The organism is Rhizobium sp. RAF56, from assembly GCF_052113965.1.
In the GTDB taxonomy this organism is placed as follows: Bacteria; Pseudomonadota; Alphaproteobacteria; order Rhizobiales; family Rhizobiaceae; genus Rhizobium.
In genome coordinates, this window is sequence record NZ_JBFRDU010000062.1 from 1 (window position 1) to 16,483 (window position 16,483).

The window sequence follows — 16,483 nt, forward strand, 5'->3', positions numbered from 1 at the left end:
TCACCATCGCTCGGATCTGGTTTTCTATCGCCCGTCTTATTTCGACCAGGCGCGAGCGCGTTACGAGCAGGGAGCGAGCCTGCTGGCTCTCGGCACTCTTTACCTTCACCTCTCGGTACCAACCGATGCGAACCAACTCCGCCAAGCCACGGGCATCATTCTCGTCGCTCTTGTTCTTGCGCACCGATAATGCGGCTTTCGCATGCCGTGCGTCGATGCAGACGACAGGTACGTCCATACGCTTGAGTTCATGCCACAGCCAGCTCGACATTGCTCCCGTTTCAAAGCCAATGCGTTCCGCAAACGGCGCTTTCCTCTGGATCAGCTCCGCCAGGGTTCCGGGATTCGACTTGGCCCTGCCTTCGAAGATCGGTCTTCCGGTCTCGTCCACGACACAAACGGCTGTTTCCCGTTGCGATATGTCCAGGCCAACATAGTGTTTCATGGGGGGTCTCCTTCGAAAATGGGGCTCAAATATTGAGCGTCATTCGAAGAACGAAGGCGAGCAATTACGTCATCGTGTCCAAAATTCACCCCTTATTGGAGTGAACCCCTCGGGCTGGACCAGCGAGGCGCATCAAACTAAGCCGCCTGCTGGTCAAGTTGGGTTTCAAATTCTTCTGGTGATCGATAGCCGAGCGCCGAGTGAAGGCGCCTGGAATTGTAGACCTGCTCAATGAACGTCGGCAACCGCTCGGCGACGTCCGAGAAGGTCTCGTAGCCAGCGGGATAGATATCCTCCACTTTCAGCGTCTTCATGAACGCGTCATTTTTTTCCAAGAGCCTCTTTCAGAAGCTCGGCCTGCATGCTCATCTCGGCATACATCTTCTTCAGCCGGCGGTTCTCGTCCTCCAGAGCCTTCATCTGGCTGATCATGGACGCGTCCATGCCGCCGTATTTGGATCGCCATTTGTAAAAGGACGCCGTGCTCATCCCATGTTCCCGGCATAACTCGGGCATAGGAACGTCGCCTTCCGCCTGGCGAAGGATTGCAAGGATTTGCGGCTCGCTAAATCTGCTCGTCTTCATCAAAATCTCCTCGATCATATTGCCGAGAAAATTCTACTTTTGAACCCGATTATTTGGCGGGGGGATTACCGGCGCTTTGGCGGATGCACCCATGTCTCTGCGCGTGCGGGTCGGCCCTAACGCTTTCGATCAGCCCCCAATCCGACCGGCTGGGCCAGGTTGCAAAGGAGGCGCAGGTGAAGGGCACCCGTTCTGCTTTGCGAACGAGGCACCGCTCATTGCTCCGCCTCCAATATTGAAATCAAGGGATCTCGCCTTCGATCGAAATTGCCGTTCGTCGGCTCGTAGCCGGATCATCACCCGGAGGTTCCTGAATATCCGCGCGCCGTCCTATACTTACATCGCAGCTTTCCAGTGCGCCGCAGCAGCGGATCACGAATAGTTTTGATCAAATGGTGTTATGGACTTGCAGGAGAAACGAGTCCAATTTCCAAGCTTCCGTTCTGATCAGCACATCAGGAAGCAAGCGTCGGGGCTCCCTGGTTTCTCGGCGGCCAAGCAAGAGAATAATCTTCATGAAACAGGGTCAGATTCGGACTGTAGGCCGGATCTTTGATTAACCTTTCTCCCCATGTCTCTTGCATGTACTCGATTTCCCGCCGGAAACGTTCTTTTTTCTCTGGAGTATCTTCCGTGCCACGAGTTGCGGACTCATGGTGATAAAGTTCCGCGAAGGGCGTCCAGATATTGCGCCAACCCGCCTCGCTAACCCTGAGGCAGAAATCCACGTCATTGAAGGCTACCTTGAGGTTTTCGTTCAACCCTCCGACAGCTTGATACGTGCTCTTGCGAATAACAAGACATGCAGCGGTCACGGCGCTAAGTGTTTGGATCAACTCACCTCTGTAAAAATATCCAGGCGCGCCTTTCGGAAGGAATTTATGCGAGTGTCCCGCAACCCCACCAAGCCCCACGATAACGCCACCGTGTTGCAGGCGATCATCGGGATACCAAAGCCGCGCACCGACGGCGCCAACTCCAACTTGGACGGCGTGACTCATCATTTCACTGAGCCAATCCGGCGAAATGACTTCGATGTCGTTATTAATAAGGCCGACATACTCGCCACTCGCCCGCTTAACTGCATCGTTGTTGATCGAAGAATAGTTGAACGGCTGATCATCTCGCACGACAGAGACGCGATTATCTGCAGCTTCTATATGTCTGAAATATTCAAGCGTAGCCTGATCGTCGGAATTATTGTCGATTATGAGGATCTCATAGTTAGGATATTCCGTTTTTTTTAGGATCGACTGGACGCACGTGCGAAGAAGTTCCACGCCATTCCGTGTCGGAATGATCAGACTAACTAGCGGAGGTTTCTCCGGCAGCTCATAGCGAGCGCGATACATGCCTGTCGGAAGAACCTCGACGCGTCCCTTTATACCTTTTCGCTGAAGATGAGCGCTCAACGCCTTTTGTCCAGCAAGCGCCGCATAATTCTTGTTGTGGCCGCTTCGGGCGGTGCTATTCGCGTGGCTGCGCCAATTGTAGAGGACACGTGGTATGTGAGCAATCTGATGCATATTCAGCTGGTCAGAAAAACGGAGCGACAGGTCGTAGTCCTGCGATCCTTCATAACCCTTACGGAAACCACCGATCGACCGCACGCGCTCAAGCTTATAAACCCCAAGGTGGCAAATCATGTTGTGGGATCGCAGCAAGTCCGGGTTCCAGTCGGGCTTGAAATAGGGATCGAAGCGCTTGCCGTTCGCGATCTTGTCCTCATCCGAATAGATCAGCTCAGCTTCAGGCTTTTGGTTGATTGTCCTCGCTACGTAGTAGAGCGCGTCCTCGGTCAGCAAGTCGTCCTGATCGAGTAGAGCCATCCAGCCTCCGGTCGCAAGTTCGATTGCCGAGTTGGAGGCCTCCGAAATGTGGCCGTTTGCTGGCCGATAGAAGACCTTTATTCGGGGATCCGTCGCAGCATATCGCTCCAGCACTGGACGCACTGATGATGACGTTGAGCAGTCGTCGGCTATGCAAAGTTCCCAATGAGGATAGAGCTGATTGGACACAGAATCGATTGCCTCGGCGAGCCAATTCGGTTCGGCGTTGTAGACCGGCATCACTATCGAAATGACAGGCTGTTCCGCAAATCCAGCAATGTCGCTTCGAATTCTTGCGCGCGCTGTATCATCCAGCGTCGCATACGTCTGCAGCCATCTTTCGTAATCATTCTTTGACCCGGCACCTATCCCTGAGCTAGAATTTCGCCATGCCACCCTCGCTCCGATCAACCCTTCGCGAGCAAGGATTACCGATACTTTCCGGGCAAGACCGAGGTAACCTCCTTGCCGTTCCGCCAGCAGTGGCAGCGCCCGCATGACATTTCTCATACGCTTGCCTTGGCGCCCTGCCCAGCGGTAAGATGCCATTAGACGACAACTTCTGGAGGCGAGTATCTGATCGACTTTAGCCTGCTTCTTGATAGGATCAGAAACTGTGGCATCATGCCTCTCTATTAGGTTATCCATTTGATTTTGCATCGCTGCCGGGCAGCGCTCTTGCTCCCGCCTTGCTTCCTCCGCCTGCCGGAAGTACTCCATACGCATCGAAATTAAAGTTGCGAACGCTTCAAGTTCCTCCTCTGTCGGCACCTGATCGCGGCGCTCCAGCAGCATAGCCCATGGGCAAAGAAAACTGGCGTCATAATCTGATCTTGGAGCAAATTGGTGTTCGCGGAAAAGGCGCAGCCAATAGATTGGGGCCCTCACATTCAAGTGCGCAGGCTCGCTGAAATCATCCGGCCTTGATGAAAACAGAATGACCGGAGAGGCGGCGCAAAGATTCGCAATCGCTCGACGCCCGTCCTCCTCTGGCACATATTCGAGCACATCAATGCATGTCACCAAATCATACGAACCGTCGACTGGATCGGCTATTGAACTGACTTCGCAGAAGGGCCTTAATGGACCAGGTATCTCGCCTACTGCATACGCGGAATAATCTCGGCCGAACGCCTCTATTTGGCGCTTTCTTAGTTCCTCGATCAGAATACCCCTGGTGCAGCCCGCGTCGAAAACGTTTTTAGGGCGAAGGTCTTTTGCGATCTGTTCAGCGATAATCCCGAAAAAGCGAGACCATTGCGCCTCGCTTCGGTTGTGCGGAATTCCGCCGCTATGGCTACGGAAATAATTTTCATCATAATCCGACAGCGATGGCTTTTTCGACACCTATCAATATCCTCTTCACAAGCGGCACAGGCGCTGCTACCACTTTTTTGATGGCATTTTCAAGGAAGCTCGTTAAGCAGCGGGCGCCTGAGGCGGTCACAAGCGCTGAACAATCCACTAGAGCGCAAAATCACAGAACTTTAAAACGATTGGGAGAGTCCACATTAAGAGCCTCTAGCTCCCCCGGGAAAACGTCCCTTCAGCGCGAGCAGAGGCGCGCTAGTATGCCTTACGAGGACTGATCAAAGCATGTGGCCATCGAAGCAAGTCGCTCGAAGGTGCATTCAGCAATGGTGCTCTTAGCCAGGATTCAGGCACGAGTCGACTGGTCGAATGCTTAACGTTGTAACCTACCTGGATATGGTGGAGCACATTGATGTCGAGGATGTCAGCACTCTCGTCTTAATCTTCAGGTGGTATGCGCGATTTTTACTATCAAGCCCTCACGCCCTTTTATTACATATTTCAACATGGAAGCGCCTGTTTGAACTGACGGGTTTCGATATCATCGTTGAGCATTTTTGCCCGAACCGAAGAACCGTCGATTGGCTTTTGCCGTTAGTTGTTAAGGCTTTTCGGTCGGTTGTCGGAGCTTCGTTCTGAGGCCGATAGGAAAATCGTCGGCGTCTCCTTTGGGCCGGCTTCGGTGAATCGTTCCTCCACGAACATATGGATCGGCGGATTCACGTTGTGTTTACCGCCGGCGCATGCGAAGGACATTGGCATTCCAGCGGGCGGAATGCGCGCGGCCGACATGGGTCGGAATATCGACTGATGTAGTGAATCTAGATGAACCATACCAGCCAGGCAGATTTCACCATTTTCGTACATGTCTACTATCCCGTTATTTGGGAGGAAATGGTGGATGAACTGGATACACTCATCCGGCAACCTTTTGATCTAGTGATCACCCGACCTGCCGGCTCCCGGCCGGTGGCGCGCGCCAAGAGTTCCTATCTTCGCTTCGCGACCGAGTTGGAGGTTGACAACCAGGGCCGCGATGTCCTGCCGTTCCTGATGGCCTTGAGACAACGGTCCGTTCCGCTTTTCGACATCGGGCTGAAACTGCATACCAAGCTGTCGCCTCATCGCGGCGATGGCGACAGCTGGCGTCGATTCCTAGTGGGCTCGCTGCTGCAGGCCGAAAGCAGTGGACGCTTGTTAGGGCACAAGTTGCTGGCCTCTGAACCCTCCATCGGCCTGATTGCGCCACAGGCACATCTGCTGCCGCTCGGTGGACGCGCGTCGATCAATGAAGAGGTCATGCTGAAGGCCGTGCGGAGGATTGAGGCGAACGTCCACCCGTCCATGCTTGAAGGGAGTCGGTTTCCAGCAGGGTCAATGTTCTGGTTTCGCCGCAATGCACTGAGAACCCTCATCGAGATCGATTTTGCCGATCTGTTCGTTCGTGAGAGCGGCCAGCTGGATGGGACTGCAGCCCACGCCTTCGAGCGTCTGTTTGCATTTGTTGTTGAGCGAGAAGGACAGCTCGCGGCCAGCATGGAAAACGCAGAACCCATCCTCCGCTCCCATGGGGCGCCGTTGTCGCGACCAGAACTGATCGAACTAATTAGCAACAGCCTAGCCCAGGACAACCCATTTGCGCTGCCTCTAGCGGATTTCTGGAGGCACCACCCTGCTCTCCTGAAATGTGCGCACGCCATTTATGCGAGGCTGCCCAAAAGCACGGTGCGGCTGCTGCGGCGAAGCATCGGGCGTTGATGATGAAACTTTCCCAAGCCCGGCTCCGCATTGCCTTCATCATCACGGAAGACTGGTTCTTCGTGTCGCACTTTCTACCGATGCTGCGCGCGACGAGAGAACTCGGCTTAGATGTGGTCGTAATCACGCGTGTCGGCAAACATGCGCACATCATCGAAGACTTGGGCGCCCGCGTCGTACCCCTCGACATCGAAAGAGGACACCTCGGCCTTCTGTCGATCGGATCGTCGATCGGACATATTGCAAAGACCTTGCGGCGCGAGAAGATCGATCTGATCCATTGTATCGCTCTTCGCAGCGTGGTCACCGGCGGCCTCGCCGCCATGCTCGCGGGCGTAAGCGGCAGGATCTTTGCGGTCACAGGCGGGGGTCTGCTCGCCGCGGATAGAAGCGTCAAGTCTGCATTGGGACGCTTCGCTCTCCGCAGCCTGTTACGGTTCCTTCGCAGTCGTGGCAGCAATCATTTTTTGTTCGAGAACGCCACCGACCCGCATGCGTTCGGGCTGGATCCCGTGTACGCCGGCGTGACGGTGCTGGGCGGTGCCGGCATCGATCCAGACTATTACAGCCCGCTTCCGTCGCCATCCGGCGACGGCCTCAAGCTGGCAATAGTCGGTCGTATGGTGTGGTCGAAGGGCGCCGATCTGGCCGTGAAGGCCGTATCGATAGCGCGCGAGCGAGGTCACGATGTTAGCCTCTCGCTTTTTGGTCTCCCGGACCCTTCCAATCCACGATCGCTATCTGTCGAGGCGCTGCGCGCGTGGTCTGATCTTCCGGGCATCGAATGGCGCGGATCGATTAGCGACGTGCGCGAGGTATGGGCGGAGAATGATCTTTGCTGCATGCCGACGCGCGGCGGAGAAGGCCTGCCTCGTTCCATTCTGGAGGCAGCGGCTTGCAGCCGACCGATTCTGACGACAAACGTGCCTGGCTGTCGCGACTTCGTTCGCAACGGCCGTGAAGGATGGCTGGTTCCGGTGGACGATTCCGCCGCGCTCGCGGAGCGGATTTGCGCCTTGGCACTCGACAAGGCCAGCGTTGCTGCAGCGGGTACCAGAGCTCGGCAGCGCGTCGTCTACGGCTTTACCGAGGCCCGCGTCATGGAGCAGGTAGAGGACGTCTATCGCAATATCTGCAACGCGATCGGCCGGCCACTCTGATCCGTGAAAGCGCCTTCGCCCCTCTCCTCAACGGGAGAGCGGGTTTCAGAATTGCAAGTCGTGATTGGTCTCGGCGAGCTTCATCAAGTACTGGCCATAGGCACTCTTGCCAAGATCGGTTGCCAACTGATGCAATTGTTCTTCAACGATATATCCCATGCGGTAGGCTACTTCTTCCGGGCACGCGATCTTGAAGGCCTGGCGCTTCTCCAGCGTTGCAACGAAGTCGGCGGCCTCCAGCAGGCTGTCCGGCGTGCCGGTATCGAGCCAGGCATAACCGCGGCCCATCAGTTCGACCGCCAGTTGGCCGCGCTCTAGGTAGACGCGGTTGACGTCGGTGATCTCCAGCTCACCGCGCGGCGACGGCTTCAGATTAGCAGCAATGTCGGTGACCTGCTCGTCGTAGAAATAGAGGCCGGTGACCGCCCAGTTGCTCTTCGGCCTGGCCGGCTTTTCCTCAATCGATAGCGCTTTCAAGCTGCTGTCAAACTCGACGACTCCGTAACGCTCTGGATCGCTGACGTGGTAAGCGAAAACACGCGCGCCCTTCACCGTAGAAGCGCCGGAATGCAGCAGCTGCGATAGGCCATGGCCGTAATAGATATTGTCGCCGAGAATCAGCGCCGATGGGTTTGATCTAACGAAATCGGCACCGATGATGAAGGCTTGCGCCAGACCGTCCGGGCTCGGCTGCACGGCGTATTCGATGGAAATGCCCCACTGGCTACCGTCGCCGAGCAGCTGCTTAAAGGCTTCGTTGTCATGCGGCGTGGTGATGATCAGGATCTCCTTGATCCCCGCCAGCATCAGCGTTGTCAGCGGATAATAGATCATCGGCTTGTCGTAGACCGGCATGAGCTGCTTGGAGACAGCCTTGGTGATCGGGTAAAGGCGCGTGCCGGAACCGCCAGCGAGAATAATACCCTTCATGCGTTTTCCTTCCGTGTGTTGAGACCTCGAAAGCGCCGATCCTTAGAGCAAGCGGTCCAGAACGACCTTTGTGGATTCCTTCCAATCGGGCAGAACGATTCCGTAGACCTGTTTCAATTTGTCGTTCGAAAGCCGCGAGTTGGCCGGGCGTTTCGCCGGCGTCGGATAGTCGGCGGTCGTGATGCGTCCGACGGACACCACCTTGCCTCTCTTGGTCTGCAGACCTGCAAAGATCGCCTCGGCAAAATCCGCCCAAGTCGCCTCGCCGCTGCCGGTCAGGTGGAAGATGCCACGCAGGTTTGCGTCTGAGTCGACAGAAAGGCGCTTTGCTATGACAATCACCGCATCGGCAATGTCAAGCGCGCTGGTTGGCGTGCCGTGCTGATCTGCCACCACGTTCAACGCATCGCGGGTTTCCGCCAGCCGCAGCATGGTCTTTACGAAATTGGCGCCAAAGGGTGAATAGATCCAGGCTGTGCGCAAAATGGCATGGTTGGGATTGGCAGTGGCGACGGCTACCTCGCCCGCCAGTTTCGAGCGGCCATAAGCCGACGCTGGGCCGGTCGCATCCGTCTCGACATAAACGCCCTGTTTGTCACCAGAAAATACATAATCGGTCGATAGATGTACGACCGGAACATCGAGTTCCTTCGCTACCTGAGCGATTACCGTCGGTCCCTCGGCATTGACGATAAAGGCCAACGCCTCTTCGCTTTCGGCCTTGTCGACCGCCGTGTACGCGCCCGCGGAAACGATCGCATCCGGCTTGATTTCCGAAAGAACCGCGCGGATCGACGCATGGTCTGCAAGATCCAACTCCGGCCGACCGACGGCGACAATCTCGACACCGGTGGCCGGTGCCCGCTCCAAAAGGGCACAGACGACCTGGCCCTGTTTTCCCGTCACGGCGATGCGCATGGCTTAGTCCTTCTTCAAAATGCCAAGACGCTCTCCAGAATACACGCCATGCCGCAGTGGCTGCCACCACCATTCATTTTCCAGATACCAACGCACCGTCCGTTCGATGCCGCTGTCAAAATTTTCCTGTGCCCTCCAGCCCAGTTCCGTCTCCAGCTTGGTGGCATCAATGGCATAGCGCGCATCGTGGCCGGGCCGGTCGGTGACGAAGGTAATCAGATCGGTGTGCAGCTTTGGCTCCGGGCGCAATTCGTCCATAAGTGCGCAAATGCGGCGCACGACGTCGATATTGCGGCGCTCGTTACGACCGCCGACGTTGTACTTTTCGCCCAGACGGCCTCGCGACACGATTAGAGAGAGCGCACGCGCATGGTCATCGACAAAGAGCCAGTCGCGGATGTTAACACCTTGGCCGTACACCGGAAGCGGCTTGCCCTCCATGGCGTTGAGGATGATCAGAGGGATCAGCTTTTCCGGGAAGTGGTAAGGCCCGTAGTTGTTCGAGCAGTTTGACACAATCACAGGCAAGCCATAAGTGCGGTACCACGCAATCGCCAGATGGTCGCTCGCCGCTTTCGACGCCGAATAGGGCGACGACGGGTCGTAAGCCGTGACCTCCTCGAACAGGCCGCCTTCTCCGAGCGAACCATAAACCTCGTCGGTAGAGACATGCAGGAAGCGGAATGCGTCTTTCCGAGCAGGCGACAGGTCGTTCCAATAGTGACGGGCCGCTTCCAGCAGAGAGAAAGTGCCTATGACATTGGTCTGAACGAAATCGCCGGCGCCGCTAATCGAGCGATCGACATGGCTTTCGGCGGCTAGATGCATGATACGGTCGGGATGGAACGTCGTCATCGCCTCCGACATCTTGGGCATATCACAGATATCGGCCTGCAGGAAACGGTAGTTCGGCGCGCCTTCAATCTCCTTCAGCGAGGCGAGATTGCCGGCATAGGTCAGCTTGTCAATGTTCAGCACTTCTGCGCCGACGTCTTTGACCAGATGTCGCACGAGGGCCGAACCGATAAAGCCTGCTCCGCCGGTGACGAGAATACGCATAGTCAACTCCGTTTGTCGCCCGTAAGGCCGATGGTCAGTATATAAAAGATAGCGGCAGCTCCACCAGCTTCGGCTGAACCCTATCCTTGTCTGACAGAACCGCATTGTCGAGCGACAACGGCCATACAATGCCGATTGCCGGGTCATTCCATAGCAGGCCGCGGTCGCTCGCGGCGTTATAGGACTCCGTCACCTTGTAGGAGATGATGCAGTCCGGCACGAGTGTGGCAAAGCCATGGGCAAAACCTGCCGGGATCCATAGCTGCGCGCCGTTTTCCATGGAAAGCTCGGCTCCATACCACTTGCCATAGGTCGGCGAGCCGACACGGATATCGACGGCGACGTCGAATATCCTGCCGGCGATGCAGCGCACCAGCTTGCCCTGCGCAAACGGATCAACCTGGAAATGCAGGCCGCGCACGGTGCCAACCGTCGCTGATAAGGATTCGTTCTCCTGCACGAACGTTACGTCTGCGACATTCTCGCGGAACCAGCCATCCTTAAACACTTCCGAAAAATACCCTCGACGATCGCCCAGCCTCGCTGGAATGATTTTGGCCAAACCGGCCAACGGTAAAGTTTCGATTTTCATCATGCACCCGTCCGTTTCTTGAGGTCCCTTCTAGTTGGCTGGCATTGGTTTGCAAGAGGCATCTCGTGATGGGTCCAAAACATTGTCATCCGCAAACGCGCTAGGTTCGAGATTGTCTGCTCCTCCTCGCTCTCCCGACCTGCTCTGGCATGCGCCAAGTTACAAGGTAAGTGAATCGGATTTTCCGGCCCGCATCGCACGAGCATACCAGTGCCGACAGCCCTTCCCAACAAGTCCAAAATTGGGGTTCATACGGTTGATCGAACCACCGGTGTGCGGAACCAACGCTTCCACTGGATCACTTGGCCACAGTATTGTAACGCGTTGCTCGTCTTCTGCGATGTCGGCCAGGGGCAAAATTGGACACCTGATTACCTCGGCGCAGCATGTCCCCCGAGCGTTATTCGATCGATTCCTACTTGACCGTTCTCAAAAGAAAATATTCTCTTAGGCTTGCCCGAACCGATCTGCGCAATAAGCGCGGTATAAGGCACCCGTCCAGTCAGACTGAACCAACCAAAGCTCATTATTCTAAATCTCATAGTCACCAAGCGAAGAGCTGGAATATAGACGATGCGGCCAAAGCAGAGAATTCTTGTAGCCGGTGGGTGCGGATTTCTTGGTTCACATTTGTGCGAAAGGCTCCTTGCCGAAGGCCAGGAGGTTCTTTGTGTGGACAACTTCTTCACTGGGTCGCACCAAAACGTGGAACATCTACTTGGCGACAAACATTTCGAGCTTTTGAGGCACGATATTACATTCCCGTTGCATGTCCAAGTAGATCAGATTTATAATCTTGCGTGCCCCGCATCGCCAATTCACTATCAACGAGACCCAGTGCAGACGACGAAGACGAGCGTGCTGGGAGCGATTAATGTGCTAGGGCTAGCAAAACGTCTCAATATCAAAGTTTTGCAGGCGTCGACCAGCGAAGTTTACGGTGACCCAAAGATTCATCCACAGCGCGAAGAGTATTGGGGCAACGTAAACCCCATCGGCTCCCGATCTTGCTACGACGAAGGCAAGCGATGCGCAGAAACGCTCTTCTTCGATTATAGGCGGCAGCATAGCCTCTCGATCAAGGTCGCGCGCATATTCAACACCTACGGTCCGAGAACACATCCCCAAGACGGTCGGGTAGTCTCTAGCTTCATTGTGCGAGCCCTTTTGGGTGAAGAGATTGTTATCTTTGGTGACGGACAGCAAACTCGCTCTTTTTGCTATGTTGATGATCTTGTCGAATCTTTCCTAAGATTTATGTCGACCCCCGACGAGGTGACGGGTCCTCTTAACCTTGGCAATCCTGAGGAGTTTACAATCTTGGATCTCGCGAAGAAGGTAGTCGGCTTGATTGGATCCAAGTCAAAGATAGTCCACCTGCCACCCCTTGAAGACGATCCGCGACAGAGGCGTCCGGACATTGGGCGTGCTCAGGCCTTATTGGGATGGTCTCCACAAGTATCCCTTGAGGATGGCCTACAAAAGACGATCCGTTACTTTGAGGCCCTTCTCAGGGGAGATAGTTAACGAGGCATCTACTTTGCGGCTGGCAATTTCTGTTGGTCTGACGTTCCAGAAGGGAAAGAAGCGCGGAAAGCAGTAGCATTTGCGATTCTTTCGGAAAGGCTACCTATCGAGCAACCCACTAGGTGGCGATGCCGCGTGCTGAGGGAAGCGAGCTTCAGCGCCAGACTGCGCGGCACAACTCTCGATTGTGCTCCATTGCTACAAAGCACGTCTTGGCGGGTTGTAGCTTCTGTTCGGCGGCTTGGTAGGGCATGGAGCAGGATTTCGGGACCAATTCTGACAAGTACGGGGCTGCTAGTGCAGCTTGAATCAACTGTTTTGATATCGTCATTTTTCGGGTGTAAGGCATGAAATTGGCAATAACCAACTCAAGTATAAATCCGATAAATCACTATATTACTGATGCAATAGTACGAGCCGCAAGGGACCACAAAGAAATTGAGAAAGTTATATCGGCTGCGCCGTATAACTTAGCACGAATGGTGAAGGATAATCCCGGGTTCGTGGTTTTAGTCGCCGACGGTCAAGGCGCCAATACGAACCAGATATCTCAGGCGATTAGATATTCTTGCAGATCTGCCGTCTGGTTCTTTGAGGATCCTTACGAGATCGACAATAATATTATTCGATCCTCAATGTTTGATTTGTCGTTTACCACGGATGAGCATTCAATTCACAGATACAATAGTGCGGAATATCTTCCGCTAGCAGCTGATCCTGAGGTTTGTTATTTTCCTGTAAGGGCGCAGTGGGAGTTCGATATAAGTTTCGTTGGAGTAGCGTGGCCCAATCGCGTTGAGGAGCTGCTGGCCTTAAAGGCCCAGTTTTCAGGCCTTCGGTGGAACGTCAGACTCATTACTAACGGGAGTATCCAACCCTTTCTGACGCGAGAAGGGTTGGTAGATAAAATTCATAACGCCGGATGGGTCCTCTCACCAGATACCATCGGTATCAGGGACCTCGCTGCGCTTAGCAATCGGTCGCGGATCACTCTCGGCCTGCCAAGGAAGTTCTCTTTGGACCCAAAGCAGCCGCTTGCTTCCAGCAACTCTCCGGCACCGCGGATATTTGAGGTCGCGATGGCGGGAGGCGCTCAGATCGTTTCGGATCAAAGCGTGTCGGGAAAGACTTACCCATTCTCAGCAGGTACTTTGTTTACCTACGGGGCTCTTGGTAGCCTCGCGGAACAAGTTGAACATCTCCTGAGTCACGATAAGCTTGTTTACGAGGCCGCGCATCTTGCGCAGAGCGAGTGCCTCTCAAAACACACCTATAGTCACCGCGTATCGCAAATAGTCGAAAAACTGGCTGATGAGGCAGGGAACTTTCCCAAAGTTGGCACCTCATCACGGAATATTATTAAGCACAAATGGCCGGAGAGTATCCTTATCATCGCGCACGCCCGAGTAGGCGCGAAGTATTTCGGCGGTGTAGAAGTATTTTCGTCTGAGCTGATGAGCCAACTGCCGATAAAAAGAAAATTCTTGGCCGCTCCGGCAGCGGACGAGTCGGGGCACTATCTGATAACCGACAATGAAGGCCTGGTGGTTGCAAATTTGCCGATGTCTAGCGAGCGAGGAATGACCTATTGCCAGGACGCTCGCGTTGAAAGTTGGCTCGAAGAATTTGTTATGCAAAATCGGATTGAAAATGTTTTCTTCTGTCATCTGATTAACTGGCCCCTATCCATCGTGCCGCGCCTAGCAACGCTTGGTCTCAACACCATCTTGAAGCTAAACGAGTATTTCTATTTATGCCCGTCTTTAAACTTACAGTCATTTTCGAATGTTTATTGCAATATGCCAAGATTGGGGACGCGCGCTTGTGACAGTTGCTTATACCAGATGACCGGTGCGGAATACGGCACTTTCCACCAGCGACTAAACATCATGGGCGAAATACTCTCAAACGTAGATACACTCATTGCGCCTTCGACTTCCACAAAGGTGATATACGAAACTGTCTTTCCTGATCTCTGCGGTAAGATCTCGGTCATGCCCTATTTTCTGCCGCGCCGCGCACCGCGGACCGGCAATCGCGGTGGCGCCAAACTTAAGGTGTTGGTTGCTGGAGTAATTTCAAGGCATAAAGGTGGATTTGATATCTGCGCCATCATGGACCAATTGGTGGACGACGATATCGAATTTCACATTTGTGGAGATTGTACTCGGGAAATAGAAATGGCATTGGCCCCCCTTCTCGCATTGCGACGAAACATAACGATGCATGGGCCGTATTCTCCCAGCGAGCTTCCGGAGCCATTCTACGAGTGCGACGTAGCCCTATTCCTATCCACATGGCCGGAAACCTACTTAATAACGCTAACTGAAGCCATGCGAACGGGTTGCGTGCCAATCGTCACTTCAATTGGTGCCCATGGGGACAGGATCGTGCACGGCGAGAATGGCTTCAAGGTCGATGTTGGTGACTGGATTGCCGTCGTCGATATATTGCATGGCTTGCTAATCGATAGGGCGCCGCTAGCTGAGATGAGGCATCGAAGCGCGTTATCGCCGGCAACCAGCGTTGAGGACTATGTGTCATTTCTAAATACTTACCTAGCAGCGGAGCCTGCTGTTCGATCTCGGTCTGCAGGAATTCGAGTTGATATCTTGGCAAACACTGATCTGGGGATCTTCATGCCGGAAATAACAAAGCCCCCGCCGGTTGAAACAAGAAATGCGGCGATCTACGCACGAATATTGTGGACAATTTATAAGTCGCAGGGTGCGTTCGCAGTGGTAGAGAAAATGGCGTCATACGTATCCTCGAAGGTAAAAAAGTTTCTTTTCCGGGGTTAAAAACAGTATCACTAGTGAGGCATCGCCTAACATTAGTTTAAACCATCAGCGTATATCTATAAAAGGCGGTGCGCTGGGCGTGTTGGCGATCGGTTTCTAGAGCCGTGCTATCGCTTGTAAATCTCGATGGGAGCTGTGACCAGCCACTGTTCGGTAACCGATGTTTCGCCCCCGCTTCAACGAACGCGGTCCTGCTGGACTGGTCAATGGCAAGGCCCGAGAAGGCGCTGACGGCGGTCATTCAGGAAGCTTACATTCAGGGTGTTTCGACACGCTCGGTCGATGATCTCGTCAAGGCTATGGGCATGTCGGGCATCTCAAAGAGCCAGGTCAGCCGTCTGTGCGAGGAGATCGACGTCAAGGTCAAAGCTTTCCTCGAACGCCCAATCGAAGGTGATTGGCCTTACCTGTGGATCGATGCCACCTACCTGAAGGTTCGTCGCGGTGGGCGCATCGTTTCCGTCGCCGTCATCATCGCGGTCGGCGTCAATGCCGATGGGCGGCGCGAGGTGCTGGGCATGGAGATCGGTACATCCGAGGCCGAGCCGATCTGGACAGAGTTCCTGCGCAAGCTGACAAGACGCGGCCTGCGCGGCGTCAAGCTCGTCATCTCTGATGCCCATGAGGGTATCAAGGCGGCCGTCTCCAAGGTCCTTTCCGCCACCTGGCAGCGCTGCCGGGTTCACTTCATGCGCAATGCCCTGGCCCATGCCGGCAAGAGCGGGCGACGCGTCGTCTCCGCGTTCATCGCCACTGCCTTTGCCCAGGATACGCCGGAGGCCGCCAGCCAACAGTGGCGCAGCGTCGCCGACCAGGTCAGACCGAAAGTGCCGAAGCTCGCAAGCCTCATGGATAGCGCCGAACAGGACGTGCTGGCCTACATGAGCTTTCCCCGACAGCACTGGACGAAACTGCACTCGACCAACCCCATCGAGCGTCTCAACGGCGAAATCAAGCGGCGCACCGAGGTCGTCGGCATCTTCCCCAACGACGACGCCATCATCAGGCTCGTCGGCGCACTGCTGCTCGAGCAGAACGACGAGTGGGCCGTCCAGCGCTCCAGATACTTGTCCCTTGAGACCATCGCCGCAATGAGCGAGGATCCGCTTATCAGCCTGCCCGCCGCGGCAAGCTGATCCATTCCCGGCTCCAACCGGAATGCACGGCGATCGCCGAAGCTACACCACTCCCTGGGACATCATCGCGAGCGGGCGATATCCACTGTAGCCGTCTACTTGCAGGATACCGACGAAGCCGTCGAGATGGGCCATCGGCCGCTCGCCTTTGCGGTCCGGCGCATAGACATAGGCGACGCCGGGCGGGTCATCACCCTGCCATGGCCTATCATCCCGTGCGTAGGCCCAGAGTTGCCCGGTCTTGGTTTTGCCACGTCCTGGGTCGAGCACCGGAGCTGTCGTCTCGTCAGCGAAGAGCTTGGACGACGACTTCAAATGATCAAGTAGCCGCTGATGGACCGGGCGTAAATGCCAGGCGGCGCGGCCGACCCAGTCGGCGAGCGTCGAGCGATCGAGATCGATACCTTGGCGCTTGTAGATTTGCGCCTGGCG

At 55.1% G+C, this 16,483-nt stretch carries 11 protein-coding genes and 3 pseudogenes; 5 read left to right on the forward strand and 9 right to left on the reverse strand.

The features are described 5' to 3' along the window. The 4 genes and pseudogenes from AB4048_RS27260 to AB4048_RS27275 all read right to left on the reverse strand — a co-directional run. Nucleotides 1-445: IS110 family transposase (locus AB4048_RS27260; protein WP_442205105.1), on the reverse strand; the 445-nt coding region annotated here is incomplete at its 3' end. 137 nt (nucleotides 446-582) lie between these two features. After that, nucleotides 583-759 (reverse strand): IS3 family transposase, encoded by a 177-nt coding sequence (locus AB4048_RS27265; RefSeq protein ID WP_442205106.1) that lies wholly within the window; start codon nucleotides 757-759, stop codon nucleotides 583-585. 10 nt (nucleotides 760-769) lie between these two features. Next, nucleotides 770-1,030: pseudogene (locus AB4048_RS27270) on the reverse strand (transposase); the annotation flags it as partial. Nucleotides 1,031-1,485: 455 nt separating this feature from the next. Next, entirely contained in the window at nucleotides 1,486-4,206 is a 2,721-nt protein-coding gene (locus AB4048_RS27275; RefSeq protein ID WP_442205107.1) for a glycosyltransferase, read from the reverse strand. A gap of 789 nt (nucleotides 4,207-4,995) precedes the next feature. On the opposite strand from AB4048_RS27275, the gene AB4048_RS27280 reads away from it, so the two are divergent. Together AB4048_RS27280 and AB4048_RS27285 are read left to right on the forward strand one after the other, a co-directional pair. Then, nucleotides 4,996-5,928 (forward strand): rhamnan synthesis F family protein, encoded by a 933-nt coding sequence (locus AB4048_RS27280; protein WP_442205108.1) that lies wholly within the window; start codon nucleotides 4,996-4,998, stop codon nucleotides 5,926-5,928. A gap of 2 nt (nucleotides 5,929-5,930) precedes the next feature. Continuing rightward, entirely contained in the window at nucleotides 5,931-7,088 is a 1,158-nt protein-coding gene (locus tag AB4048_RS27285; RefSeq protein ID WP_442205109.1) for a glycosyltransferase family 4 protein, read from the forward strand. Nucleotides 7,089-7,133: 45 nt separating this feature from the next. Here AB4048_RS27285 and rfbA read toward each other — a convergent pair whose 3' ends face one another. From rfbA to rfbC, 4 genes are read right to left on the reverse strand one after another with little or no spacing between them, the layout of a single operon-like run. Continuing rightward, nucleotides 7,134-8,018, reverse strand: coding sequence for a glucose-1-phosphate thymidylyltransferase RfbA (rfbA, locus tag AB4048_RS27290; RefSeq protein WP_442205110.1), 885 nt, complete (start codon nucleotides 8,016-8,018; stop codon nucleotides 7,134-7,136). Nucleotides 8,019-8,060: 42 nt separating this feature from the next. Continuing rightward, a complete protein-coding gene (gene rfbD / locus AB4048_RS27295) occupies nucleotides 8,061-8,936 on the reverse strand; it encodes a dTDP-4-dehydrorhamnose reductase (RefSeq protein WP_442205111.1) in 876 nt (291 codons plus the stop codon). 3 nt (nucleotides 8,937-8,939) lie between these two features. Continuing rightward, a complete protein-coding gene (rfbB, locus tag AB4048_RS27300; RefSeq protein ID WP_442205112.1) occupies nucleotides 8,940-9,995 on the reverse strand; it encodes a dTDP-glucose 4,6-dehydratase in 1,056 nt (351 codons plus the stop codon). A gap of 34 nt (nucleotides 9,996-10,029) precedes the next feature. Continuing rightward, the gene (gene rfbC, locus AB4048_RS27305) at nucleotides 10,030-10,587 is read right to left on the reverse strand and encodes a dTDP-4-dehydrorhamnose 3,5-epimerase (protein WP_442205115.1); all 558 of its coding nucleotides are present in this window, start codon (nucleotides 10,585-10,587) and stop codon (nucleotides 10,030-10,032) included. A 573-nt stretch (nucleotides 10,588-11,160) separates the two neighbouring features. Between rfbC and AB4048_RS27310 the strand changes: the two genes are divergently transcribed. The 3 genes and pseudogenes from AB4048_RS27310 to AB4048_RS27320 all read left to right on the forward strand — a co-directional run. After that, entirely contained in the window at nucleotides 11,161-12,114 is a 954-nt protein-coding gene (locus AB4048_RS27310) for a UDP-glucuronic acid decarboxylase family protein (protein WP_442205113.1), read from the forward strand. Between the two features lie 347 nt (nucleotides 12,115-12,461). Continuing rightward, entirely contained in the window at nucleotides 12,462-14,915 is a 2,454-nt protein-coding gene (locus tag AB4048_RS27315) for a glycosyltransferase (protein ID WP_442205114.1), read from the forward strand. Between the two features lie 218 nt (nucleotides 14,916-15,133). Beyond that, a pseudogene (locus tag AB4048_RS27320) lies at nucleotides 15,134-16,051 on the forward strand (IS256 family transposase); the annotation flags it as partial. A 66-nt stretch (nucleotides 16,052-16,117) separates the two neighbouring features. Here AB4048_RS27320 and AB4048_RS27325 read toward each other — a convergent pair. Beyond that, nucleotides 16,118-16,483 (reverse strand): annotated as a pseudogene (locus AB4048_RS27325) (IS66 family transposase); the annotation flags it as partial.